This window comes from Providencia sp. PROV209, assembly GCF_028479485.1.
Lineage (GTDB): Bacteria > Pseudomonadota > Gammaproteobacteria > Enterobacterales > Enterobacteriaceae > Providencia > Providencia alcalifaciens.
On sequence record NZ_JAMPNR010000017.1, the window covers coordinates 40,991 to 66,315 of the forward strand.

General features: G+C 43.0%; 24 protein-coding genes and 1 pseudogene. 6 read left to right on the plus strand and 19 right to left on the minus strand.

What is annotated here, in order from left to right:
• The first annotated feature begins 32 nt into the window (after positions 1–32).
• The 3 genes and pseudogenes from xseB (at position 33) to dxs (ending at position 3,244) form a co-directional block, all read left to right on the plus strand.
• Entirely contained in the window at positions 33–284 is a 252-nt protein-coding gene (gene xseB, locus PR795_RS13185; RefSeq protein WP_006657202.1) for an exodeoxyribonuclease VII small subunit, read from the plus strand.
• 3 nt (positions 285–287) lie between these two features.
• Positions 288–1,205: a (2E,6E)-farnesyl diphosphate synthase gene (gene ispA, locus PR795_RS13190; RefSeq protein ID WP_006657201.1), complete on the plus strand. Its 918-nt coding sequence runs from the start codon at positions 288–290 to the stop codon at positions 1,203–1,205.
• Between the two features lie 174 nt (positions 1,206–1,379).
• Positions 1,380–3,244 (plus strand): annotated as a pseudogene (gene dxs, locus PR795_RS13195) (1-deoxy-D-xylulose-5-phosphate synthase).
• A gap of 60 nt (positions 3,245–3,304) precedes the next feature.
• Here dxs and PR795_RS13200 read toward each other — a convergent pair.
• The 19 genes from PR795_RS13200 to queA all read right to left on the minus strand — a co-directional run bounded on the left by PR795_RS13200 (position 3,305) and on the right by queA (position 21,739).
• The gene (locus PR795_RS13200) at positions 3,305–4,390 is read right to left on the minus strand and encodes a hypothetical protein (protein WP_272516865.1); all 1,086 of its coding nucleotides are present in this window, start codon (positions 4,388–4,390) and stop codon (positions 3,305–3,307) included.
• Positions 4,391–4,439: 49 nt separating this feature from the next.
• Positions 4,440–7,022 (minus strand): fimbria/pilus outer membrane usher protein, encoded by a 2,583-nt coding sequence (locus PR795_RS13205; protein WP_181480599.1) that lies wholly within the window; start codon positions 7,020–7,022, stop codon positions 4,440–4,442.
• Entirely contained in the window at positions 7,012–7,761 is a 750-nt protein-coding gene (locus PR795_RS13210) for a fimbrial biogenesis chaperone (RefSeq protein WP_181480598.1), read from the minus strand. The genes PR795_RS13205 and PR795_RS13210 overlap by 11 nt, the downstream gene beginning before the upstream one ends.
• A complete protein-coding gene (locus PR795_RS13215; protein WP_272516866.1) occupies positions 7,752–8,504 on the minus strand; it encodes a fimbrial biogenesis chaperone in 753 nt (250 codons plus the stop codon). Before PR795_RS13215 ends, PR795_RS13210 begins: the two co-directional genes overlap by 10 nt.
• A 57-nt stretch (positions 8,505–8,561) precedes the next feature.
• The gene (locus tag PR795_RS13220) at positions 8,562–9,098 is read right to left on the minus strand and encodes a fimbrial protein (protein WP_232373762.1); all 537 of its coding nucleotides are present in this window, start codon (positions 9,096–9,098) and stop codon (positions 8,562–8,564) included.
• An 11-nt stretch (positions 9,099–9,109) separates the two neighbouring features.
• Positions 9,110–9,676 (minus strand): fimbrial protein, encoded by a 567-nt coding sequence (locus PR795_RS13225; protein WP_224050822.1) that lies wholly within the window; start codon positions 9,674–9,676, stop codon positions 9,110–9,112.
• Positions 9,657–10,385, minus strand: coding sequence for a fimbrial biogenesis chaperone (locus tag PR795_RS13230; protein ID WP_036967327.1), 729 nt, complete (start codon positions 10,383–10,385; stop codon positions 9,657–9,659). Before PR795_RS13230 ends, PR795_RS13225 begins: the two co-directional genes overlap by 20 nt.
• 63 nt (positions 10,386–10,448) lie before the next feature.
• A complete protein-coding gene (locus PR795_RS13235) occupies positions 10,449–10,988 on the minus strand; it encodes a fimbrial protein (protein WP_181480596.1) in 540 nt (179 codons plus the stop codon).
• 695 nt (positions 10,989–11,683) lie between these two features.
• Positions 11,684–12,193, minus strand: a complete 510-nt coding sequence (gene pgpA, locus PR795_RS13240; RefSeq protein WP_006657191.1) for a phosphatidylglycerophosphatase A — start codon at positions 12,191–12,193, stop codon at positions 11,684–11,686.
• A 10-nt stretch (positions 12,194–12,203) separates the two neighbouring features.
• Positions 12,204–13,175 carry a thiamine-phosphate kinase gene (thiL, locus tag PR795_RS13245; RefSeq protein ID WP_036978364.1) on the minus strand — a complete coding sequence of 324 codons (972 nt, stop codon included), beginning with the start codon at positions 13,173–13,175 and terminating at the stop codon, positions 12,204–12,206.
• Between the two features lie 128 nt (positions 13,176–13,303).
• Positions 13,304–13,720 carry a transcription antitermination factor NusB gene (gene nusB / locus PR795_RS13250; protein WP_006657189.1) on the minus strand — a complete coding sequence of 139 codons (417 nt, stop codon included), beginning with the start codon at positions 13,718–13,720 and terminating at the stop codon, positions 13,304–13,306.
• 69 nt (positions 13,721–13,789) lie between these two features.
• The gene (ribH, locus tag PR795_RS13255; protein WP_006657188.1) at positions 13,790–14,263 is read right to left on the minus strand and encodes a 6,7-dimethyl-8-ribityllumazine synthase; all 474 of its coding nucleotides are present in this window, start codon (positions 14,261–14,263) and stop codon (positions 13,790–13,792) included.
• Between the two features lie 103 nt (positions 14,264–14,366).
• Positions 14,367–15,482 carry a bifunctional diaminohydroxyphosphoribosylaminopyrimidine deaminase/5-amino-6-(5-phosphoribosylamino)uracil reductase RibD gene (gene ribD / locus PR795_RS13260; RefSeq protein ID WP_181480595.1) on the minus strand — a complete coding sequence of 372 codons (1,116 nt, stop codon included), beginning with the start codon at positions 15,480–15,482 and terminating at the stop codon, positions 14,367–14,369.
• 5 nt (positions 15,483–15,487) lie between these two features.
• Complete coding sequence (gene nrdR, locus PR795_RS13265; protein WP_006662792.1) at positions 15,488–15,937, minus strand: transcriptional regulator NrdR; 450 nt, start codon at positions 15,935–15,937, stop codon at positions 15,488–15,490.
• Between the two features lie 112 nt (positions 15,938–16,049).
• Positions 16,050–17,018, minus strand: a complete 969-nt coding sequence (gene secF, locus PR795_RS13270) for a protein translocase subunit SecF (protein WP_006662793.1) — start codon at positions 17,016–17,018, stop codon at positions 16,050–16,052.
• Positions 17,019–17,028: 10 nt separating this feature from the next.
• On the minus strand, positions 17,029–18,876 hold the full coding sequence (gene secD / locus PR795_RS13275) for a protein translocase subunit SecD (protein ID WP_006662794.1): 1,848 nt from the start codon (positions 18,874–18,876) through the stop codon (positions 17,029–17,031).
• Between the two features lie 27 nt (positions 18,877–18,903).
• Complete coding sequence (gene yajC, locus PR795_RS13280) at positions 18,904–19,236, minus strand: preprotein translocase subunit YajC (protein ID WP_006657183.1); 333 nt, start codon at positions 19,234–19,236, stop codon at positions 18,904–18,906.
• Positions 19,237–19,453: 217 nt separating this feature from the next.
• Positions 19,454–20,581, minus strand: coding sequence for a tRNA guanosine(34) transglycosylase Tgt (gene tgt / locus PR795_RS13285; protein WP_006657182.1), 1,128 nt, complete (start codon positions 20,579–20,581; stop codon positions 19,454–19,456).
• A 75-nt stretch (positions 20,582–20,656) separates the two neighbouring features.
• Complete coding sequence (gene queA / locus PR795_RS13290) at positions 20,657–21,739, minus strand: tRNA preQ1(34) S-adenosylmethionine ribosyltransferase-isomerase QueA (protein ID WP_006657181.1); 1,083 nt, start codon at positions 21,737–21,739, stop codon at positions 20,657–20,659.
• A gap of 177 nt (positions 21,740–21,916) precedes the next feature.
• Between queA and PR795_RS13295 the strand changes: the two genes are divergently transcribed.
• From PR795_RS13295 to ggt, 3 genes are all read left to right on the plus strand, one after another.
• A complete protein-coding gene (locus PR795_RS13295; RefSeq protein WP_179896798.1) occupies positions 21,917–22,528 on the plus strand; it encodes an acyl carrier protein phosphodiesterase in 612 nt (203 codons plus the stop codon).
• 206 nt (positions 22,529–22,734) lie between these two features.
• Positions 22,735–23,337: a peroxiredoxin C gene (locus PR795_RS13300; protein WP_006662798.1), complete on the plus strand. Its 603-nt coding sequence runs from the start codon at positions 22,735–22,737 to the stop codon at positions 23,335–23,337.
• A gap of 210 nt (positions 23,338–23,547) precedes the next feature.
• Positions 23,548–25,314, plus strand: a complete 1,767-nt coding sequence (ggt, locus tag PR795_RS13305) for a gamma-glutamyltransferase (protein WP_036963033.1) — start codon at positions 23,548–23,550, stop codon at positions 25,312–25,314.
• Positions 25,315–25,325 lie beyond the last annotated feature (11 nt).

The window sequence follows — 25,325 nt, forward strand, 5'->3', positions numbered from 1 at the left end:
TTTAAGTGATTTAACATTAGTGATTAACGATTATGGCTAAAGAAAAATCTCAGCAAGTTCCAACTGTTAGTTTTGAAAACTCCCTTCAAGAGCTAGAGCAAATTGTCGCTCGCTTAGAAACAGGGGAGCTTCCTTTGGAAGATGCATTAAATGAATTTGAACGTGGCGTCCAAATTGCGAAACAAGGCCAAAAAGTCCTCCAGCAAGCAGAACAGCGTGTGCAAATTTTGCTGAGCGATGACGAAAATAAAGCCCTCGACAATTTTTCACCTGATACAGAATAAACTATGCCCGAACAACATCCAGACACCTTTGCGCGTCAACAACGCCAAGCTCATGATCGCGTTAATCAGTATCTATTAACCTCATTAGATTCACTGCCTTTTGCTGATCTCCCCTTAGCACAAGCCATGAAATACGGCACGTTATTAGGGGGTAAGCGCTTACGTCCTTTCTTAACTTATGCCGTTGGCGAAATGCTCGGCGTGAGTCTTGATAATTTAGACGCACCCGCAGCCGCCGTTGAGTGCATCCACGCTTACTCGCTGATCCATGATGATTTACCGGCTATGGATGACGACGACTTACGTCGTGGGCAACCCACTTGCCACATCAAATTTGGTGAAGGTAATGCGGTACTTGCAGGCGATGCCTTACAGACATTTGCCTTCCAGTTACTGTCTAGCGCATCAATGCCCGATGTCTCCGATAAAGACCGCATTGCGATGATTGCCGAACTGGCGTATGCCAGTGGCTTAGCGGGTATGTGTGGAGGACAAGCATTAGATCTTGATGCAGAAGGTAAACGCGTTGATCTTGTTTCTCTTGAGCGTATCCACCAGCACAAAACGGGGGCTTTAATCCGTGCCGCTATTCGTCTTGGCGCCTACGCCGCGGGGCATAAAGGATATCAAGCCTTAACTAACTTAGATAAGTACGCTGAATCCATCGGATTAGCCTTCCAAGTTCAAGACGATATCTTAGACGTCATCGGTGATAGTGCAGTGACGGGCAAACGCCAAGGTGCTGATGAGCAACATGAAAAAAGTACTTATCCCTCACTACTGGGTCTGGAAGCGGCTCAAGAAAAAGCCAAAGAACTCTATCAAGATGCGATCACTGCTTTAGAATCATTACAATCCCAAGGCTACAATACGGATTTGTTAAGAGCTTTAGCCAATTTTGTCATTGAGCGCAAAAGCTGACAATATGTTTTGCCTTTTGGTATGCATAAGACCGATAATTATAACATTGATTACCTAAACAACCTTGAGCTGTTGTGACGACTTACAAAATGCGTTTAACGAAGAAAAATCACTGTCACCAGCCGCTCAATGTTAACAGGCATCGCCCTAATTAATTTAAGTAGTGAGCACCTAATGAGTATAGATACCGCTAAATACCCAACGCTGGCACTTGCAGAGACGCCTGATGAACTGCGCCTTTTGCCAAAAGAGAGCTTGCCAAAGCTTTGTGATGAACTGAGACAATTTTTACTAAATAGTGTAAGTCGCTCGAGCGGTCACTTTGCATCAGGACTGGGGGCTATTGAACTCACCGTTGCTCTGCACTATGTTTACAAAACCCCGTTTGATAACCTTGTTTGGGATGTTGGGCATCAAGCTTACCCACACAAAATTTTAACGGGTCGCCGTGATAGAATTGACACTATTCGTCAAAAAAATGGGTTACACCCCTTTCCATGGCGCGCAGAAAGCGAATATGACATTTTAAGTGTTGGTCATTCCTCAACCTCCATTAGTGCCGGTTTAGGTATGGCTATCGCCGCAGAAAAAGAAGATAAAAATCGCAAAACCGTTTGTGTCATTGGTGATGGTGCGATTACCGCAGGAATGGCATTCGAAGCCATGAACCATGCCGGCGATGCCGCGCCCGATATGCTGGTGATCCTCAATGATAATGAAATGTCCATCTCTGAAAACGTTGGTGCTCTGAATAACCATTTAGCCCACTTACTTTCTGGCAAGCTGTATACAACGCTGCGTGAAGGTGGAAAAAAAGTTTTCTCTAATATTCCACCAATCAAAGAGTTACTCAAAAAAACCGAAGAACACATCAAAGGCATGGTTGTCCCTGGTACCATGTTTGAAGAATTGGGCTTTAACTACATAGGTCCTGTCGATGGTCACGACGTTATTGCGCTGATCCAAACGCTAAAAAATATGCGTGAGCTAAAAGGACCACAATTCCTGCACATCATGACTAAAAAAGGTCGTGGTTATGAGCCGGCCGAAAAAGACCCAATTAGCTGGCACGCAGTACCTAAATTCGACCCAGCTACTTTTACGTTACCAAAAGCAAAGACACCAGACCGACATTCTCAAAAATTTTTGGGGATTGGCTGTGTGAAGAAGCAAAAGATGATGACAAGCTCATGGCAGTCACCCCTGCCATGCGCGAAGGCTCTGGTATGGTACGTTTCTCTAAAGAGTACCCAGACCAATACTTTGATGTGGCGATTGCTGAACAGCATGCCGTTACATTCGCGGCAGGTCTTGCCATTGGGGGCTATAACCCAATCGTAGCTATTTACTCGACCTTCTTACAACGTGGTTATGACCAAGTGATTCACGATGTGGCTATCCAAAAACTTCCTGTGATGTTTGCCATTGACCGTGCAGGTATCGTTGGTGCTGATGGTCAAACCCATCAAGGCTCATTCGATATTTCATTCTTACGTTGCATTCCAACAATGGTCATCATGACACCAAGCGATGAAAACGAATGTCGCCAAATGCTACATACTGGGTATCATTATCAAGAAGGTCCAACCGCTGTACGTTATCCGCGAGGTGCTGGTACTGGTGCAGAATTAATGCCATTGGCACCACTCGAAATAGGAAAAGGAATTGTCCGCCGCCAAGGTGAAAAAGTGGCTATTCTCAGCTTTGGTACACTGCTCAGCAATGCACTCGAAGCCGCAGAACAAATCAACGCAACGGTGGTTGATATGCGTTTTGTGAAACCTTTAGATGAAGCCTTAATCCTTGAAATGGCGAATAGTCATGACATGCTTGTGACATTGGAAGAAAATGCGATTATGGGTGGAGCTGGAAGCGGTGTGAATGAATTCTTAATGAAAGAGAAGAAAGTTCTCCCTGTACTGAATTTAGGCTTACCGGATTTCTTTATTCCTCAAGGGACACAAGATGAGTTATTGGCTGATCTGGGCTTAGATGCCATAGGGATCGTTAACGCGATAAATGCTTATCTGAATAAATAATTTTGTAAAATAAGGCGTTAACTCAGTAACGCCTTATTAATCCGCAAAACCATCTCATTCTTAGCGCATGATTATAGACAGTTCCGCACTACCGCTCACTTTACCTGCAACGTTATTACCCCGGGAATAAAGCTCATAGACCAATTCATTATTCACACTCACATTCGTCTGTTGAGCGGTAATTTTGGCTAAATCAATTGGGCGCTGATCTACGGTAATCGGCGTTTTATTGCCATTGACCATGACATACATTTTGACGTATGCCCCTGATTTTTGCTGTGTATCGAGCAAATTGATTTCCAAACTATTACCCGAATAATATTGCGGCTTCACATTACCCGATAACGAAATAGTTCCGGCGATTTTATTCGTCACTTGGTCACAATTTACCGACATGTTATTTCTCACCGTAGCCAGTAATTCATTACTTCGACTACTCGCACTGTGAGAACCAAAATTCACATACGTTGGTGTGTTCAATGTGCAAGTTAACCCCGATACGATAATGTCCATTGGTTCATTCGCCCTAACCATTATATCGGTTGCGGCAGTACCAAATTTTAAATAATCCCGAACTGCAATCCCAAAAAATGGAGACGATATTCTATAAAAACCACTTCGTTGATTACCTGTTCCATAAATTAACATACGCCCAGTCAGGGTAACAGAATGACGAATAAGATTTCCTGTCGGTGTGCTTTGATAAGGCATCCATAAGCAATTGCTGTCCACTCCTAATTGCTCATTAGTTCCAGAACCCCATCCATTAAAATATCCAGCAATGGTATCTACATAACGACCACTGATGAATTCTGTTCTTTCATCAACAAACGTAAACTCTGGGACCAAAATCATTTCATCGCCATCATCAAGTTTAAGGCCTGTCACACCATCAATACTACGGAAAAAGCTATTCGCACACTCAAAATAACTAAAATTAGAATTACTGCTGTTATATAGCCCCACATATGGATATTCCCTTATACCACTCTGACCAATACCACTATAACCCCCCACAGTTTTAGTGTATTCACCATAAACACCAATTAATCCTCGCCCATTGAGGACTGTCACCGTTTTCGAAAAGCTGGGGGCATTCACGATTAAAATGAACAAACCGCTCAGTAATACGCTTTTCAGCCTCATTAATATCTTCTTCGTCATTGTATTCATTCTCATAAAACATCCAGCCCACTTAATGGCATAACAGCGTTAAATTACGTAACGATGAATACGCGTTCTCAACGGATTTCTCCATTTCAAAAGGCGCTTCACAACGCTCGGAGCCACTTTTGCCCCACTTAATTACCAACTGTCCTGACTCGGGTAATCCGCTTAAATAAACCCGTCCGTTATCACTGACAATGCCAGAAATGATAGCGTCTTCTGCAGTCTCATTTTGGTGAAGCGATGCAATAGCGCCCATCGGAACATTGTGCGGCTGCTGTAGGGTGATCATGGCTTGATAGCCTTTTAATGTTTTAAAATGAGCACTCACAATCGCACCTTTTGTTGGATAGAGGTTCAACGCATTTTCTTTACTCTCTACGTTTTCAGGCAGTGTATGCACATCTAAACTTGCGACGTTTTGTGCATAATCCGACAAATGAGGGAGTACACCGTAACCATTCAAATCAATGACTGTTGAGCCGTTATTGACTTTTGTTCCTGCTGCATCAGGGGCATACACTACCGCAGCTGAATTTCCTATATATTGGCTCAAAGAGACGCCACCGGCGTGAATAATCATGCCACCTGACGCGTTGGCATACATGAGTTGGCTATCACGACCATAGCTGTATCCACCACCGAGGTATCCTTTACTACCTTGATAGCCCAAACTTAACGAGCTCATCATGCTCTGATCTTGGTTATCGCCACTCTCAGTCAACTGATAATTAAGTTTATTTTCTAGCAATTGACCATTAATCCCGACCTGCTGATAGGTACGCCCAGTATTATCATGGCTGACTTGAAAAGTGCTGTTAATGTTCTCAATACTTTTGTGGCCACTGAAAATACTGAACGGAATGCTCATGTTCACACTCACTTGCTTATTTTCCGGCCAATTTCCATTACCTTCAGTACGGCTGATGCTGTAATCAATACCGTAGCTAACGCCACGATAAAAACTGTTATAACCCAGACCCAGTGTCGTGACCGTATCCGCTTTACCCCAGTAATCACTGCGCATCCCACGTAAGTAGATAGAACCCCACTTGCCTAATGACTGGTTGATATATGTTTGAAAGCTACTGCGCTGGCGACCATTAAGCCACGGTGCGACGTTTTCCTTTAATTGATATCCAGCTTGGTTGAAATCTGCAAAGCTGTAATACTCTTTCGTCGAATAACGTAGTGCTGTTAAATCCACAGATGTCCCACTTTCCGATAGGTTTTTAGAATAGCGAACACGAAAAGATTGACCTTGTTTACGTTCATTAAAAATCGTGGTTTGAGCGTGCGTCATATCCATAGAAAGCGCACCAAATGCGCCCAATGAAATCCCTGTCCCGACCATTCCACTCCAGTAGTTATTCGCCCCTAATAATCCGGTGTAAACTGTGATAGCTTTTGGCAACCCATAAATCAGTGTTCCCATCATGAAATGCTGCTCTTTAGAGCCGTCCGTGATCCCTCCATCATACTGACCCGCAGCAATTTCATATTTTAAGCCACCGACACGCTGCATAACGGGCAGTGAAGAGAACGCTTGCGTAAATACACGTGTAGAACCGTCTTCCTCTTGAATGGAAACCTCTAAGTCTCCTGCAGCTCCTGTCGGATAAATGTCATTAATCACAAACGGTCCCGGAGCCACATAGGTTTGGTAAATAATATTGCCGTTTTGCCTGATGATAATTCGTGAGTTCGACATCGCGACACCGCGAATCTCCGGTGCAAATCCACGCTCCCCTCTTGAGAGCATTTGTTCGTTAGACAATAAACGAATGCCTTTAAATGGAACGCTATCAAACACATCATTCAGCGTACTGGTTTCACCCACCACCAACTCAGAGCCTAGGCGCTGAATATCTCGAGAAAGGATGGTGCGTGAAAATTTACTTTCCCGATGGTGGGTGCTATACCCACTGTGCTTCGACTTATTTTCCATATATAAAAAATTAGAACGTAAGCGCCATGCCGCAATGTTAAGCCCACCGCTCATATTGGCGTACAAGGAATTCACTGTGTTTTTACCGCTGATTTGGGAACCACTAAACTTTTGTTTGCTACCATTCAGCTGATAGTTAAAGAGCAATGCCGTGATCCCCTGATCTAACAAGCTAGGATCTACCGCTCCGCGTGCTTTATGGCACATAGCAACCTGTGGAATATTGATATTCAAATCCAACTTAGCGACATCAAACTGGATTTGAGAATCAGGCAGTGCCTCTTTTAAAGAAAGGATCGGCTCATCCTTAGGCAAAGATTTCAATGTCGGTATGCTATCCACATTAACCCCATATTCATCCAATAAGGCTGGCGTGATTTCAGGTACAATATTGCCCTGCTCATCCGCAGAGAAATGGATCTCTTTCTGCCCTTGATCTTCCTTGTTAATTCGCAAGGTGACCACATAACGACCTGCCGTCACTGATTCAGAACGTGTAAATGCCGACAGATCAATGCTGTCTACACGGGTTCCCTCTGGCAAGTTCAATAGCGTCGGGTCAAAATAAGGCTCAGCCAAGACATTACCGGTTGATAAACAGCATGCTAGCGCAAAAGCTATCGGGATAATGGCAAAAGGCATCTTGTGCATTTTAAGATTCATTGGCGCCCCTTACTTCCAGCTTTGTCGGGATACTGTATTCGTTCAATACTCGCCATGTAACCGTGCCAGAGACGGGCTTATCTAAGTCAATAACCTGTTTTCCAAAAGGGGCTATCCCATGAGTAAATTTTTCTACCGGTACGTCATAATCCCCTACCGATAATGTTGCTAATGTCATGGATAATGGTGTCGGATTATTAATGATGACCTTATTGCCTTGCACAACTACGTCTAATTTTTCAGTTTGAGAATCTAAACGTAACGCGTCAATTTGCCTTGGACGATATAACATTTTTAAATAAATAGTTGGTGCCAGAATAAACTGCGATGGCGCCTGATGATTCGATTCTGATTCTGGGATAACCTTTAAAGCAACGTAAAAAACCGTTTCCCTGTCCGTTGCCAGTTTTCCTTCATTTACACGTTGAATACGCCAATTAAAACGCTCATTAATCCCTAATTTATGTAATGGCGGCGTAATTAAAAAAGCATCATGGCTCTTCCCCAAATGCTCAACGACAGGCAAGCCGCTTTGACTATCCGTCGGGATGATTTGTGCCTGAATCAATGCTGCTTTTGACGTGCCATTCTGTAAACCTGTGGAAATACCTTTGGGATTACTTTCCAAATAAACCAACCGTTCTGGAGAAAAATGAAATCCTTCGTTAATCTCTGAGGCAAAGGCATGGTTCAGCAGCAGCATAAAAACAAGACCGTACAATAATTTTATTACTGACATAACTGCTCCTTATTATCCTTCACAGAACCTGAATAAAATGCCGTGTCACCCCCATAATCATTAATTGCTCGCCAACGCATTGGGGCTTGCACCGAAATCGAGTCTGAAATCGCTAATTTTTGTTGGCTAAAAGGCGAAAGCATCGTTCCTGCTAGCTGAGGAAATATACGATTTCCCACCCTAACGTCACTGAGCGTAATGAAATATGGCGAGTGATTTACAACACATAAACCGTGAGATAATGCGTGAAATTGCACATTTTCCACCGCAAAATCAGGAGATTGGACAAACTCAACAGGACGGTAAAACAATTTAATCACTAAGCGTGAGCCAATAGATAATTGTGCTGCAGCATCTTCCGTTAATTCCGGTGAAACACCGGGGATCGCAATCACGCTAAAATAGAAAATAGATTCTCTATCTTGAGGTAATGAGTCGGGTGAACTTTGTAATAGCACTTTCATCGTTTGCTGTTTATTCGCATCCAAACGATACAATGGTGGAATAACAGAAAATAATGAGGATTCTTGGGTTCCAGTAAGCGTATTAAATATGCCTGATTGAATTAAATAAATATCATCGCTGTCGTTAGTTAATGTCACTGACTGCTGAGTATCTGAATCACTCCAAATAATACGGCTTTTTTCTAGACGTAATCCAGCCTGTGCTGAATTAACATTAATGCTAATTAACAGCACAAATAAGTGAAAAATAAAAAATAGGGATCCTGTTTTCTTAAACATACTCAAAATTATTCCGTTATTTTTATTATTAATAAGAATGATTAACCCGCGTACTATTCAGTACGCTAAAATGGTAAACATCATGGTGGCTTTAAATGTGCCTAATTGAATTTTTTGAACGTTTTGGCAATTACCGCATGAAAGTGCAGTCACCACAGTGATTTGATTTCCTTGGTTATGGGTTGCGGATAAATCCCAGACGGAATCACCGCTAACTTTATTTTGTCCACCCGCTTTTAGCCGAATACCAACTCCACCTGAACTACCACTTTCCTTAAATAACGTTTCACCGTTCATGACTTGATTCGGCCCTGTGACAATCACTTTGCTCCCACTTAATGTGCCAAGACCGGAGCAGTTTGCTAAGGTTAAAGAGACATTACGATTAAGCGCCGTGCTCTTTCCCGAATCATTATCGACAATGGTTTGAGGTTTCACTCTGCCATAAGCAATCACGCTTTCAGAAAGATTGATCTCACATGTTCGCTGGTATAAGTGGGCATCAAAATTAATGCTGACTGAATTTGGAGCAGCCAATATTCCTTCTGCAAATCCCCACAGTGGCACCATAAGAAAATAGAAATATTTGCTCACATCGCCTCCGGTTATGGCATAACAACAGTAAACAGAATTGCCGCTTTCACCGCACCAGCTGTCACTGTGTTATTACCAACTTGGCGGATAAACCCGACTGTAAACGGCGTTTCTCCCTCATTAATGTCAGCTGGTAAGAATATTGAATCACCATTCACCACGGTTTTACCTGTGTTGTAATACCCAGAAAGATCTTTTACAGAACCTTCTTTCAGCATAAAACCAACCCCTTTAGCGCCTGTAGAATCTGCCGTTAAAAACAAGTTGGTATCTGTTGCAGTGCTTCCCGTCACGTTGACTTCAGGACGCGCATTGGTTTCATAGCCCGTACACGTATATTTCAAGCTTAACCTCTGTAAATCCACGGCATCGTTTGCAACAAACTCACCGATTGATGGGCGTCTTTTAAACTCAATCAATGAGGGACTCACCGAAATTGCACACTCACCCGCATTGTCTATTTCAGCGATTAACTCAAGGGTGTTACCCGCATGCCCTAGAGGCATCATCATGATGGAAAACACGCCAGCGAGAAGCATCCATCGATGCTGATAAATGCTACGGTCGTGAATACTCACTTCTTCCTCCAAGATCATTGATAACTGCCCACACTTTTTTACCTTTCTTCACGGACAGTGAATAATTGATACTGGCAAAAGGCGCAATCATGGTGTTGTTCAGATCAGGGTTTAACGCAACGGCTTGTCCCCCCACACTCAATGATGACAATGTGATGTAATACGGTGATGGATTAACCACGTTGATCCCATTAGCTGTTTCCTCAAAGAGCAGACTGCTATGCGCTTGCTCTACCGTTAATGGCAGGTTTTTTGGGCGGTAAAAGACTTTAATGACACTCTCTAACGCGATTTTAACGTCACCTTTCATTGATGTTTTTTGCAGCTCACCATTTTTTTCACTCGCCGCAATCGCTCTGGCGTGAAAATAGAAGATAGACTCACGATCTTTAGGTAATCCCGCAACCTGAGCACCTTCAACTAAGCGAACATCACGCTGTCGTTTTGATGCCAGATAGAACATAGGAGGAAGCACATCTAAAGTTTGGTCTTGGGTCGCACCTTTGGCTATTTTAGTCAAATAAACCTGAACCAAATATTCTTCCTTCTCTGTAGTATTTCGAAGCGTAACTGGAACAGATTGGCTATCTTGGGGGAAAATGACTCTCGTGGCATTAATTCCCACACCCGCTGCACAAGTTGTGTCTATCTGAATAAAACATAGCGTCACAATAATTGGTAATGCGCGTAGTAAAGTTAATAATTTCATTTTTATCTTTAAGTCATGAATAAAATCGTGAAATGGCAAAAAGCGGCCATTTCACTGCAAACCTTACTCGTAGCTAACAGAGAAAGTGATTGGCGCTTCAATACGCTGAGAACCCGGCTGAAGCATGGTAGAATTCAGAGCCACCGTCATCGGGATCACGGCTGAACCATTTTGAGCAACTGTCTTAATACTCTCTAATGGGATCGTTGAATTTGGTTTTACTGGTTTACCATCCGCGGTCACTTCTACCCCCACAGTTCCTTTATCGATGTTATTAAATAAAGCGGTATTTGTAGCCAAAGCAGTACCTTTCGCATGCATTTGTATAAATTTACTGTCTTTACCATCGAATGCTTTACCACAGTTCGATAAACTCATATCGAAAGCACGAGTACTACCTGCAATAACACCTGCCGCTTTAATATCTGATGAAATAAAAGTACCTAAATCAATACCGGTATTTGATACGATTAAATCACACGTTGCAGCAGCGATATTTCCAGTAACAGTGATCTGTGCGTTAGTTGCAGACATTGCCACACCCGAGAAACCTAAGCCAGTCGCTATAAATAATACGGTTAGATTTTTTTTATTAAAAAACATAATAAACCCTTAATAATAATTAATATAAAATTGAGATAAATAAATCCTCATCAAAATAAAATTTTTAATGGTTTTTTATTTAAAGAATAACAAGCGAAATAGATAAACTTAATTCTTCTAAAAATAACGTACATTTTATAAAAATTAATTCTTGCTTGTTATTTTTAAACATATTACTTGATGAATATAAATTGGTACATGTACTTAGAGAATCGCAGCTGTAACAATTTGTAAATTTATATTTCAAAATAAAAACACATATTATTGGTGTTTTTAATTAAGTAGTTCAACAATGCGCTATTTTTACTTATCAAGCTTCGACATTAATGATATTAATGACGTTGATATAAATTATATATCAATGTGTAATAGAAATTATGTTCAATTAGATAATTAATAAATCCATAGATAATATCGCGTATACGTGAATTTTGCTCAGTTAGTTTTTCCTACAAAAAAGAAAAAATAAATTAGATACCCTTATTTAGAGGTTAAATTTAATTCTTGGTTTTTACATTTTGAAACAAATGGTGATTAAAATACAATCACGGTAAAATTAATTATTACAAATAAAATTAACTATATTCACAAAAAAACGAAGTAAAAATAATTTAACTTAATCAAAAAGCCCTAGTATTTAACTAGGGCTTTCATTATCTAAAAATACCAATTATCGTGACAGGCTAATTGAAAAATTAGAAAGGCATCACTTGATAATGGACCAATAACCAAATTGTCAGATAAGCAAATATCGCAGCAATGATGTCATCAATCATGATCCCGAATCCACCACTGACTCGACGATCAAAAATACGGATTGGCCAAGGCTTCCACATGTCGTAAACACGGAAAATTAAAAATCCAGTAATCACCCATTGAACGCTGACAACAGGGATCGCCATGAGCGTAATCCACATACCGATAAACTCATCCCAAACAATACTTCCATGGTCATGAATCTTCATATCATCGGAAGTACGCTGGCAGATCCAACATCCAAACCAGAACCCAACCACGATAATAACCCAGCAGCTCCACATCGGCAGATGACTCATTAATAGCCAGAATGGAATAGCCGCTAATGATCCCATTGTGCCAGGAACAATTGGCGATAAACCACTACCAAATCCTGTAGCAAGCAAATGCCACGGATTTCGCATATTCAATCGTTTTTTTGCTGCTGCTTTTTCTTGTGTGGTCGCCATGGACATTTTCCTAAACAAAATGATCAAAGCCTTTGAGATTAACCTCAACAGCTTGATTATCACAAAAATAGCTGATCCCTTCAGATTGTGGTCTGATCTGACCAATACATGTAAAGCCTGCCCCTGTATGCGCTAAAGCGACTTCTAACGCACCACGATTCATTTCAGGTACCGTAAAACAGAGTTCATAATCTTCACCGCCACTTAATGACCAAACTCGAGCTTGATCGACGGAACAGTTCGCCTTTAAAGCTTCTGACTGTGGCAAAGCATCAAGATTAATTCTCGCGCCACAACCACTGGCTTTGAGTATATGGTTAAGATCGGATACTAAGCCATCAGAGATATCTATCGCAGAGGATGCAAGATTACGTAAGGCCTGACCTTGCAAGATACGAGGTTGTGGCCGTAAATGACGACCAACCAACCACTGTTTCTGTTCACGATTTTCAGGATGCAATTTATCTTGTAGTATCGCTAATCCCGCAGCACTATCTCCCAATGTGCCGGTAACATAAATCCAGTCACCATTATGTGCACCGGAACGCGTTAATGCTTTTCCAGCAGGTACGAGACCATGCACGGTATACGTTAAACTCATTGGACCCCGAGTTGTATCTCCGCCAATCAGTTGCATACCATAGTAATTCAATTGTTCAAACAACATATCACTAAAGGATTGCAGCCACTCATGATCCACGCTTGGTAAAGTTATAGCTAAAGAAACCCAAGCAGGATCCGCCCCCATTGCAGCGAGGTCGCTTAAATTTGAGGCGAGAGATTTATAAGCAAGGTCAGCAGGAGAGATATTGGGTAAAAAATGAATACCAGAAACTAGGGTGTCAGTACTCACAGCAATTTGCTGTTTTTCGGGGATAGTCATTAGCGCACAATCATCGCCAATACCGATATTAACATCACGTCGGTTTATAGGTTGACGATTAAAAAAACGTGCGATGAGGTCAAATTCGCCATATGACATGGTAGATTTTCCATTTTCGCTATGTCTGATTTTAAATAAACAGAAAAACCAGACATAAGTACTAGAGTAGACTGGAACCCAGCCTACTCATTGTGACTCACGTATTACAGGAGGGAACCTGATTATGTTTATTTCTTACGACGTACTACAGGCGCTGCTTTATCTAACACACCGTTGACAAACTTATGGCTATCTTCAGCACCAAAAACTTTAGCTAATTCAATACCTTCATTTATCGCAACCTTGAAAGGTACATCTTGTCTATAGCTTAGTTCATACATCGCGACACGTAAAATTGCTTTCTCAACTTGACCTAACTCCTCTAATTGACGAGATAAGTAAGGTGACATTAATTGATCCAGCTTCGTGGCATTGTTCGCAATACCAGAAATTAATTCACGGAAATAGTTTACGTCAACGTCAGACATGTCCTGTTCAGCAATAAACTCATATTCCACTTCGGCAATAGGATTACCGGATAATTGCCATGAATAAATGGCCTGTACAGCACACTCACGAGCGCGGCGACGAGCAGCAGGTTTCACAAGATTCCCCTTAAATAAAAAAACTACACAGCATATTCCGAGCTCATTGAGCCCGAAATACGACGCGCATTATTTGCCTTTTACAGCTTTAATCACATTAATCATTTCGAGCGCAGTCAGTGCAGCTTCTGCACCTTTGTTACCTGCTTTAGTTCCTGCACGCTCAATGGCTTGTTCGATATTTTCAGTGGTTAACACACCGAAAGTCACAGGAACTTCGCTGTTCATTGCAACTTGAGACAACCCAGAGCTGCACTCACCAGCAACAAATTCAAAGTGAGCAGTCCCGCCACGAATAACGGTACCTAATGCGATAACTGCATCATATTTTTTGGTTTCGACCAGTGCTTTTACAGTCAATGGTAATTCATATGCACCAGGTACCCACACAACAGTGATGTTGTCTTGAGCAACTTGACCAATACGCTCTAACGCGTCAACAGCACCGTCCAGCAGGCTATCATTAATAAAGTTGTTAAAACGAGCGATAGCGATAGCAACACGCGCTTTTGGCGCAGCAACAACACCTTTGATTACGTTCATAATCTTCCTCAAATATTAATTATAACCCGCGGGGCGCGGATTTTATCACATTCTTTAGGTAATCGTATGAGTGAATTTCAGCAAACAGCTAAAAAAAACGCATTTACCATACAGGGCGCAACCTTACACGAAGGTCACTACCGACTTTTTCAACGTCAGTAAATTCAAATTTAGGCGCATCCGATAATGCGCTTAATTCAGGGAGGCTCACTAAACCACGTGCCGCATCCCCAAGTAATTTCGGTGCAATATACACAATTAGCTCATCGACTAAGCCTAATTTCAATAGCGAACCCGCCAGTTTAGCCCCAGCTTCAACCCAGATACTATTCACATTGCGCTTCGCTAATTGCATCATTAAGATGACTAAATCGATACCATTGTCATCCGCAGGGATAGCGAGTTGCTCAACATCACCTTGCCATGTGACTGTTGTGTCTGGCGTCGGGCGGACTAACCAACATTCCCCCTCTAGCTGAGTGACTTTATGATCAGGGGTGACGCGGTTATGGCTATCTAGCACAATACGAATTGGCTGACGCAGTGTCTCTTCTGGGTACTTTGCTTGAATATCCGCAGGTAACTCATTCCAACGTACGGTTAAAGCTGGATCATCCGCAAGAACCGTATTGCTGGTACTCAAAATCGCACTCGCTTGAGCACGTAATACCTGAACATCTTTACGCGCCGCAGGACTTGTGATCCATTTACTTTCCCCATTCGCTAGAGCCGTTTTGCCATCTAGCGAGGCTGCCAGTTTTAATTGAATGTAGGGAAAAGCGGTACGCATGCGTTTTAAAAAGCCACGGTTAAGTGCTTCAGCTTCTTCCAGTAAAATATTACTAGCCGTTTCGATGCCCGCTTGATTGAGCATATATAAACCTCGCCCAGCGACTTGTGGGTTTGGATCTTGCATCGCCGCAACAACACGACTAATTCCGGCATTAATTAAAGCTTCCGCACAAGGCGGAGTACGACCGTGATGGCTACAAGGCTCAAGGGTCACATAGGCTGTCGCACCTTTTGCTTTATCCCCAGCCATACGCAATGCATGCACTTCAGCGTGAGGCTCACCCGCTTTTTGATGATAGCCTTCACCCACAATCTCGCCGTCACGGACAATGACGCAACCCACATTAGGATTTGGTGACGTGGTAAAGCGCCCTTCTTTTGCCAATTCAAAGGCTCGCGCCATGTAAATACGGTCTTGTTCAAGCATCAATATTAGTCCTGTAACTTAGCAATTTCTTCGCCAAACTCACGTACATCCTCAAAGCTACGATAAACCGAAGCAAAACGAATATATGCCACTTTATCGAGCTTTTTGAGCTCATCCATCACCAAATTACCGATCAACTTGGAAGGCACTTCACGCTCGCCTGTTGCACGTAGGTGGGATTTAATAGAAATAATCGCTTGATCAATAGCATCAGAGCTGACAGGACGCTTTTCTAATGCTTTTAGCATACCTCGGTTGAGTTTTTCTTCATCGAAGGGCTCGCGTATGTCGTCACTTTTAATTACCCGAGGCATAACAAGTTCCGCCACTTCAAAGGTGGTGAAGCGTTCATGACACACCAAACATTGGCGGCGCCTGCGCACTTGAGAGCCTTCACCAACCAGACGCGAGTCGATCACTTTCGTATCTACAGCTGAGCAAAATGGGCAATGCATAGGAATTCCTGATTCTATTTATAGGGTAGGTAGTGTAACTCAGTCCTGAAATGAAAAACACCCTGCAAGTAGAACTCGCAAGGTGCTCTCAACGCTTTATACTACGCAAAAATTAAGGCAGTAAAGACTCTTGGTCTGCACCTTCTTTCTCGACTTTCGCCTGAATTAAGTGCTCACGCTTCATACCCATCTTCAGTGCTAATGCAGAAGCTACGTAGATAGATGAAATCGTACCGATAGTCACACCGATTAACATAACCAGTGAGAAGCCTTCTAACATTGCGCCACCAAACAGATACAGCATCAGAACCACTAATAAGGTTGTTGCTGATGTCATGATGGTACGGCTCAATGTTTGAGTCAGAGATACGTTCATAATTTCATAAGGCGTACCGCGACGAATCTTACGGAAATTCTCACGGATACGGTCCGAAACTACGATGCTGTCGTTAAGGGAATAACCAATAACAGACATCAATGACGCCACGATAGTCATATCAATCTCAATATGGAATAGAGACAGAATACCTAATGTGATCACCACGTCATGAGCGAGCGCCAATACAGCCCCTGCCGCCAAACGCCATTCGAAACGGAAACCAACGTAAATCAGGATACAGATCAGCGCCGTTAATAACGCTAGTGCCCCTGTTTGTGCTAACTCAGCACCTACACTTGGTCCCACGAATTCAATACGCTTAACCGTCGCTTGCTCATCAACGTTTTTATTGATGATAGTAATGATCTCTTTACCCACTTCTTGACCCGCTACACCTTCAACAGGTGGTAAGCGGATCATGATGTCACGGCTGCTACCAAAGTTTTGGATTAATGGATCTTTATGATTCGAGTTAGATAGGCTATCACGAATTTTATCCAAATCAGCAGGCTGGCTAAGGTTGATTTCAATGACGGTACCGCCCGTAAAATCAAGTCCCCAGTTAAAGCCTTTAACACCGATAATCACACAAGAAGCGATCAGTAAAATGATAGAAATACTAAAGGCAACGTTGTCCCAGCGCATAAAGTCATAAACTTTACGACCATAGTTCAATTGTTCAACAGTATAATCCTGTGCCACAACGTGCTCCTTAAATTGACAGCTTATTAATACGTTTACCACCGTATAGAAGGTTCACGATTGCACGTGTACCAACAATAGCTGTAAACATAGAGGTTGCGACACCAATCGCTGTCGTAATCGCAAAGCCTTTAATCGACCCTGTACCCACTGCGTACAAAATAATTGCCGTGATCAGCGTCGTTAAGTTTGCATCGGTAATACTTGAGAAGGCGCCTTTATACCCTTCGTGGATCGCTTGCTGTACCGAGCGCCCATTACGCAGTTCTTCTTTGATACGTTCATTTATAAGAACGTTAGCATCGACGGCAACCGCAAGGGTTAAGACGATACCTGCAATACCTGGCATAGTCAGTGTTGCCCCTGGTAACAGAGACATAATACCCACGATCATCACCAAGTTTGCCATCAAAGCACTACTCGCGATCAAACCAAATTTACGATAGTAAATAATCATAAACAGGATAGAGGCTAACAGACCTGCGATACACGCTTTCAGACCTTGCTCAATGTTTTGCATACCCAATGTTGGACCGATTGTACGTTCTTCAACAATTTGGATTGGTGCAATCAGTGCACCTGCACGCAACAGCAAGGATAATTGACGCGCTTCGTTTGCGTTATCAATTCCTGTAATACGGAACTTACTACCGAAACGAGCTTGAATACGTGCAGCGTTAATCACTTTCTCATCTTTGACTAAAATCGCACGACCCGCAGCATCTTTTTTACCACTGTCTTTGTACTCAACGAACAGGGTTGCCATCAGCTTGTCTTGGTTGTCACGGGTAAAGTCAGACATGATAGAGCCACCTGCACTATCAAGACTAATGCTGACCTGAGGGTAACCATTTTCATCCGTTTCAGACGTTGAGTCAGTGATGTGGTCACCCGTTAAAACAACACGCTTATACAGAACATAAGGCACGCCATTACGGTCAGATTTGAGTTCTGAATCACCCGGAATACGTCCACTTTCTGCAGCTGAGCTATCCACACTTGTATTGACTAAACGGAATTCTAAGGTTGCAGTTGCACCTAAAATTTCTTTTGCACGCGCAGTATCTTGGATACCTGGCAATTCAACAACAATGCGATCCGCACCTTGGCGTTGAACCAATGGTTCAGCAACACCTAATTGGTTAACACGGTTACGGATGATAGTGATGTTTTGAGAGACGGCATAGTTACGTGCTTCACGTAAGCGCTCATCAGTCATAACAGCAATCATGGTGTTATCGCTGCCATCAGAAAACACTAAGTCTGGGTATTTACGCGCCAGTGTTTTCTCAGCAAGACTGCGATCATCAGCGTTACGGAAGCGAACTTCGACGCTATAATCACTGCCTTTACGAATAGAAGAGTACGCAATACCTGCTTGACGCAAGTCATTACGCAAACCATCCATGTTTTGTTCCTGCAATTTACCTAATGCAGTGTCCATATCAACTTCCATCAGGAAGTGAACCCCACCACGTAAGTCCAGACCCAGCTTCATCGGTTCACCACCGAGAGCTTCAAGCCATTTTGGTGTAGCAGGTGCAAGGTTTAATGCAACAACATACTGGTCACCCAACGCGTTCATGATAACTTCACGAGCACGTAACTGAACGTCAGAGTTGTTGAAACGGGCTAAAATCGCCCCATTCTCAAGAGCAACAGATTTGCTCTGAATTTTATCTGTTTCTAAAGCTTTTTGGACTTGGATCAGCGTTTGTTCATTGGCGGCGGTTCCCCGCACGCCAGTGATCTGAACAGCCGGATCCTCACCATATAGGTTTGGAAGTGCATACAGCAAACCGATGAGGATCGCAGTGATCAACATCAGATACTTCCATAAAGGATAACGGTTTAGCACGGCAGTTCCCTTCGGGAAAATTCAGAATTAGATTGCTTTCATTGTGCCTTTAGGTAGAACAGCAGCAACGAAATCACGTTTGATAGTTACTTCAGTGTTTTCACTCAGTTCAAGAACAACATAACCTGTTTCAGACACTTTAGTTACACGACCGATTAAACCACCCGTTGTTAAAACTTCATCGCCTTTAGCGATTGATTCCATCAGTTTACGGTGATCTTTAGCACGTTTTTGCTGTGGACGCAGGATCATGAAATAGAAAATCAGCGCGAAAACAACCAGCATAATAATTAGAGAGTACGGGCTACCTTGAGCGGGTGCGCCTGCTGATGCAGCTGCTTCAGAAATAAAAAAACTCATTCAACTTTCCTCATTGTTATTGAAAGCAATTTCAAACTTACACTTTAACTAATTCAAGTTACATAAAATACATCAAACCATTATGTAACTAGAACTAAAAACTATAATTTGCACTAAATAATTCTTTTGGCTGATGCCAATAACCACAATTCAGCTGCAAGAACGAAGGGTACAGCCCGATATGCTACACAGATCGGGCTAACTTCGCACTTTAAATTCACGCTCTATTTAATGAAGGCTGAGGTTTCCCAATCTTCTGATAGAAATCGGCAGCAAACTGCTCAAAATTGCCAGCTTCAATCGCTTGGCGAATACCTGCCATTAAGCGCTGGTAGTAACGTAAATTATGAATGGTATTGAGACGCGCACCCAAAATTTCATTACAACGGTCAAGATGGTGCAAATAAGCACGGCTATAATGACGACAAGTATAGCAGTCACACTCTTCATCAAGTGATGAAGTATCTGACTTATACTTCGCATTACGAATTTTTACCACGCCGTTAGTGACAAACAAATGCCCATTACGTGCATTTCGAGTTGGCATCACACAGTCAAACATATCAATGCCACGACGCACGCCTTCAACTAAATCCTCAGGTTTACCAACGCCCATTAGGTAACGCGGTTTTTCCGCTGGAATTTGCGGGCATACGTGTTCTAAAATGCGGTGCATATCTTCTTTTGGCTCACCCACTGCTAGGCCGCCTACAGCGTACCCATCAAAGCCGATTTCCACCAGCCCTTTCACGGAGATATCGCGTAAATCTTCGTAAACACTGCCTTGAATAATTCCAAACAGGGCATTTTTATTGTTTAGCTCATCAAAACGTTGGCGGCTACGTGCAGCCCAACGTAATGACATTTCCATTGATGTTTTGGCGTAATCCCAATCGGCTGGATATGGTGTACATTCGTCAAAGATCATGACGATATCAGAACCAAGATCGTACTGAATTTCCATCGATTTTTCAGGACTTAAGAAGACTTTTTCGCCGTTAATTGGATTACGGAAATGAACGCCTTCTTCTTTAATTTTACGCATGGCGCCAAGACTAAAAACTTGGAAACCGCCGGAGTCCGTTAAAATCGGACCTTGCCATTGCATAAAATCGTGCAGGTCACCATGCAATTTCATGATCTCTTGACCCGGACGTAACCATAAATGGAAGGTATTACCCAGTAGAATTTGTGCGCCAGTTTCTTTCACTTCTTCAGGGGTCATCCCCTTCACTGTGCCATAAGTTCCTACTGGCATAAACGCGGGGGTTTCAACCACGCCACGTTCAAAAATTAGGCGACCACGACGCGCATTACCGTCGGTTGTCTGTAATTCATATTTCACGTTTTATCTCCTAGCATCAGAAAAACAGTCTGGTGCTATTGGTTACTGAATCTAAGCGAGCAGCGACGCCGCCACTTATTCTTGTTCTGCCGAGCCGACTTGCTCAAAACGAGCATTCGCATTTGGCGTAATAAACATAGCATCGCCATAACTAAAGAAACGGTATTTTTGCTCAACCGCTTCTTTGTAGGCTCGCATGGTGTTTTGATATCCCGCAAACGCAGAAACCAACATAATCAACGTGGATTCTGGTAGGTGGAAGTTAGTGATCAGGGCATCAATCACTTGATATTCATAACCCGGATAAATAAATATCTGGGTATCATCAAAGAATGGAGCAATTAAAGCATTTTGGCTGGCTTTCGCGGCGCTTTCAAGTGAACGAACAGATGTAGTTCCCACCGCAATCACACGATTTCCACGCGCTTTACATGCCAACACAGCATCGACCACCTCTTGCGGCACCTCTGCATATTCAGAGTGCATAATATGGTCTTCGATGGAATCAACTCGCACAGGTTGGAACGTGCCCGCACCGACATGCAATGTCACGAATGCCATCTCAACGCCTTTTTGACGTAATGCGTCTAATAACGGCTCATCAAAGTGTAAACCCGCTGTTGGTGCAGCAACCGCACCTGGACGTTGGCTATACACCGTTTGATACAACTCTTTATCAGACTCTTCATCTGGACGGTCGATATACGGTGGCAATGGCATGTGCCCAATTTGGTTAAGAATGCTCAACACATCACGGGCATCATCAAAGCGCAATTCAAATAGAGCACCATGACGAGCAACCATTGTTGCGTTCACACTTTCATCTTCACCAAGCAATAATGCCGCACCTTCCTTCGGTGCTTTAGACGCTCTAACATGAGCCAAAACACGGTGCTCATCAAGCATACGCTCAATCAGAACTTCAATTTTACCGCCGCTCGCTTTACGACCGAACAATCTAGCAGGGATCACTCGAGTGTTATTGAACACCAGCAAATCCCCTGGCTCCAATTTTTCAAGAATATCGGTAAACACACCATGCGTAAGCTGTCCCGTGGCACCATCAAGACCAAGTAAGCGACATGAGCTACGCTCAGCCTGAGGATAATGGGCAATAAGTTCTTCTGGTAATTCAAAAGTAAAATCGGATACACGCATTGTATTAACATCAATCTAAAAAAATAAGGCGACTAGTCTAGTGCTGCACTGCCTTTGGCGCAAGAAATAAGCGCCATTTAGTATAAAAAATAAGCAATATTGCGCAAATATTTTCTGAAACCGCACGGAATGTGCCTGCACTCTTTTTTCTTTCATTTTTTCGTTTATAGTACCGACATGAACTACCTTGCTCATCTTCACCTTGCCCATCTCGCCAAAAGCTCTCTATTGGGAAATATGATGGCGGACTACGTACGCGGCAATCCCGCGGGGGAATATTCTGCCGATATTGTCGCAGGGATCCGTATGCACAGGGCTGTTGATAGAACGACCGATACACACCCACTCGTCAAACAAGCACGTCGCCTATTTCGTGAAGAATATCGCCGAGTTGCGCCTATCACATTGGATTTGGTCTGGGATCATTTTCTTTCTCGACATTGGACACGCTTCGTTCCTACCCTTTCACTCTCTGATTTCGTGCGTTTTGCTCGGCAAACCATTGAACCTGATTTGTGTCATACCCCTGAAAAATTTCAGGAGTTAAATGAGTACCTGTGGTCTCAGCAATGGCTGACTCGCTATGCAGAAAAAGAGTATATCGGGAAATCGCTCAATGGCATGGCAAGACGCCGACCGAAGCTGGCTGCCTTGGGTGGCTCTTTTGATGATTTTTTACTTAATTATCCAGAGCTTGAACATATTTTCTTTCAGTTTTATCCATTAATGATTGAGACGGCGGAACAACAGCTTTTTGCCCAAGAGTTCACATTACGTGCATCTGAATAAATTAAAACTTGCACTTTAATGGAATAAAACTATCTTATTGATATTAATTTGCCAAATTGATACCATTGATAGGTAAAAGCTATCATATTGATTGGTTTTAATGCCTTTATTCTCCAAGGATAAATCCTTATCCTTAGGTTATATTTATCCGCATGCCCCATTATGATTGCGGAGATAGAAACCCTTAAAACTCATAGGAGTACATTATGGTTCTGGTAACACGTCAAGCCCCTGACTTTACTGCTGCAGCTGTTCTTGGTAATGGTGAAATCGTTGATAACTTTAACCTGAAAAACCACCTGAACGGTCGTCCAGCTGTGATCTTCTTCTGGCCAATGGACTTCACTTTCGTTTGTCCTTCAGAACTGATTGCATTTGATCATCGTTATGAAGAATTCAAAAAACGCGGCGTAGAAATCGTTGGTGTTTCTTTTGACTCTGAGTTCGTCCATAACGCATGGCGTAAAACGCCTGTTGATAACGGCGGTATCGGTGAAGTTAAATATCCGATGGTTGCTGATATCAAACGTGAAATCATGAAAGCATACGGCATCGAGCACCCAGAAGCGGGCGTTGCTCTGCGCGGTTCTTTCTTAGTTGACAAAAACGGTATTGTTCGTCACCAAGTGGTTAACGACCTGCCATTAGGTCGTAACATCGACGAAATGCTGCGTATGGTTGACGCGCTGCAATTCCACGAAGAGCACGGTGATGTTTGCCCAGCTCAGTGGGAAAAAGGTAAAGAAGGCATGAACGCATCACCAAAAGGCGTTGCTGCTTACCTGACTAAAAACGCAACTGGTCTGTAATTCTACCGATTAAGTTTTCAGATGCCGGCTCAATGCCGGCATTTTTACATCTCTTATCTGCAATTTTTCCTACCTCGTTAACACTTTTCTACTTTTGCTGTTCAGCCCCCTAAATAATTCATGCTATATCTTAACGATACAAATATTTAACAAATTATTTATTTGTATTACATCTAAGCGTTACTTCCTTCATTTAATCGGGAGATACCAATGATAAAAAATGCATGGCGCCCTTCTTTACTACTGATTTCTTTGCTGACATCAAGTCAACTTTACGCCGCTTCCGAACCCGCTGTTGAAGCGACAAAAGGTATGGTTGTCTCCTCTCAACACCTCGCATCCCAAATTGGAGCTGATATTTTAAAAGCTGGAGGCAATGCGGTGGATGCTGCGGTTGCAGTCGGTTACGCGCAAGCCGTTGTTAACCCGTGCTGTGGTAATATCGGCGGCGGTGGGTTTATGACACTTCACCTTGCTGATGGCAAAGATATCTTCATTAACTTTCGAGAAACCGCACCAAAAGCCGCCAGTGCCGACATGTATTTAGATAAAGATGGCAAGCTTATCAAAGATGCCAGCTTATACGGCTACCTCGCCTCAGGCGTTCCAGGCACAGTCAAAGGTTTAGATTATGCCCTTGAAAAATATGGCACGATGAGCCGCCAACAAGTCATGGCGCCTGCAATTAAACTCGCAAGAGAAGGTTTTGTACTCACCCGTGGAGATACGGATGTACTCGACACCACAACTGAACGCTTTAAACAAGATCCTGAAGTCGCTCGTATCTTCTTAAAACCAGATGGAAGTACTTACCAACCTGGAGACTTGCTCGTTCAAACCGACTTAGCTAACACCTTAGAAAAAATCGCTAATAACGGTCCTGTCGCCTTCTATGAAGGGGATATACCTAAAATTGTAGAGGCAGCCTCGAAGAAAAACGGTGGGATCCTGACGGCTCAAGACTTTGCAGATTACACCATCGCAGACACAACGCCTGTTAGCTGTACATATCGCGGCTACAAATTTATCTCTGCCCCACCACCAAGCTCCGGCGGTGTGACTATCTGTGAAACCCTCAATATCTTAGAAGGTTATGACCTAAAAGAAATGGGCTTCAACTCAGCAGAATATATTCATACACTGACCGAAGCGATGCGCCATGCTTACATGGATCGCAATACATTCCTAGGTGATCCTGCATTTGTCGATAACCCGACAGGCAAATTACTCAGTAAACAGTATGCGGCAGATCTGCGAAAAGAAATTGTTCCGAACAAAGCGACGCCGTCTACCGAAGTCCAGCCTGGTATAGGACCACATGAAAAACCAGAAACCACCCATTATTCGGTGGTAGATGATAAAGGCAATGCTGTTTCAACCACTTATACGATTAATGGTCGATTTGGCTCCGTCGTTATTCCACCGGGTACAGGCTTCTTCTTGAATGATGAAATGGATGATTTCACCACCAAAGTCGGCGAAAAAAATCTGTATGGATTAGTACAAGGAGAAAGAAACTCCATTGCCCCCGGTAAGCGCCCACTATCATCCATGAGCCCAACAATTGTCACCAAAGATGGCAAAGTGTTCTTAGTTCTCGGCTCACCGGGTGGCTCTCGTATTATTTCGATTACCTTACAAACCGCGTTAAATATTATTGACCATGGTATGCCTCCACAAGAAGCGGTAAATGCCCCTCGAATTCACCATCAATGGCTCCCAGACGAGGTTTACTATGAACAGCGTGGCGTGTCTAAAGATACGTTAGCTCTACTAGATAAAATGGGATATAAGATGGTTGAACAGACGCCATGGGGCGCTGCGGAGCTGATTATGATTGGTATTCCTGATGGTGCAGGTGTCAGTGCAAAATCCTCAGGTAACGATTCTGCCGTTTCCGGTAAAGTTCGCGAAGGCTTTATCTATGGCTCTAACGATGTCCGCCGCCCTGCGGGTAGTGCTGTGGGTGTGAATTAATTCAGTCATCA

Coding starts and splice junctions, on each gene's coding strand:
- xseB (WP_006657202.1), top strand. CDS start 33: ATGGCTAAAGAAAAATCTCAGCAAGTTCCAACTGTTAGTTTTGAAAAC.
- ispA (WP_006657201.1), top strand. CDS start 288: ATGCCCGAACAACATCCAGACACCTTTGCGCGTCAACAACGCCAAGCT.
- PR795_RS13200 (WP_272516865.1), bottom strand. CDS start 4,390: ATGAGGCTGAAAAGCGTATTACTGAGCGGTTTGTTCATTTTAATCGTG.
- PR795_RS13205 (WP_181480599.1), bottom strand. CDS start 7,022: ATGAATCTTAAAATGCACAAGATGCCTTTTGCCATTATCCCGATAGCT.
- PR795_RS13210 (WP_181480598.1), bottom strand. CDS start 7,761: ATGTCAGTAATAAAATTATTGTACGGTCTTGTTTTTATGCTGCTGCTG.
- PR795_RS13215 (WP_272516866.1), bottom strand. CDS start 8,504: ATGTTTAAGAAAACAGGATCCCTATTTTTTATTTTTCACTTATTTGTG.
- PR795_RS13230 (WP_036967327.1), bottom strand. CDS start 10,385: ATGAAATTATTAACTTTACTACGCGCATTACCAATTATTGTGACGCTA.
- PR795_RS13235 (WP_181480596.1), bottom strand. CDS start 10,988: ATGTTTTTTAATAAAAAAAATCTAACCGTATTATTTATAGCGACTGGC.
- pgpA (WP_006657191.1), bottom strand. CDS start 12,193: ATGGCGACCACACAAGAAAAAGCAGCAGCAAAAAAACGATTGAATATG.
- thiL (WP_036978364.1), bottom strand. CDS start 13,175: ATGTCATATGGCGAATTTGACCTCATCGCACGTTTTTTTAATCGTCAA.
- ribH (WP_006657188.1), bottom strand. CDS start 14,263: ATGAACGTAATCAAAGGTGTTGTTGCTGCGCCAAAAGCGCGTGTTGCT.
- ribD (WP_181480595.1), bottom strand. CDS start 15,482: ATGCTTGAACAAGACCGTATTTACATGGCGCGAGCCTTTGAATTGGCA.
- nrdR (WP_006662792.1), bottom strand. CDS start 15,937: ATGCATTGCCCATTTTGCTCAGCTGTAGATACGAAAGTGATCGACTCG.
- yajC (WP_006657183.1), bottom strand. CDS start 19,236: ATGAGTTTTTTTATTTCTGAAGCAGCTGCATCAGCAGGCGCACCCGCT.
- queA (WP_006657181.1), bottom strand. CDS start 21,739: ATGCGTGTATCCGATTTTACTTTTGAATTACCAGAAGAACTTATTGCC.
- PR795_RS13295 (WP_179896798.1), top strand. CDS start 21,917: ATGAACTACCTTGCTCATCTTCACCTTGCCCATCTCGCCAAAAGCTCT.
- PR795_RS13300 (WP_006662798.1), top strand. CDS start 22,735: ATGGTTCTGGTAACACGTCAAGCCCCTGACTTTACTGCTGCAGCTGTT.
- ggt (WP_036963033.1), top strand. CDS start 23,548: ATGATAAAAAATGCATGGCGCCCTTCTTTACTACTGATTTCTTTGCTG.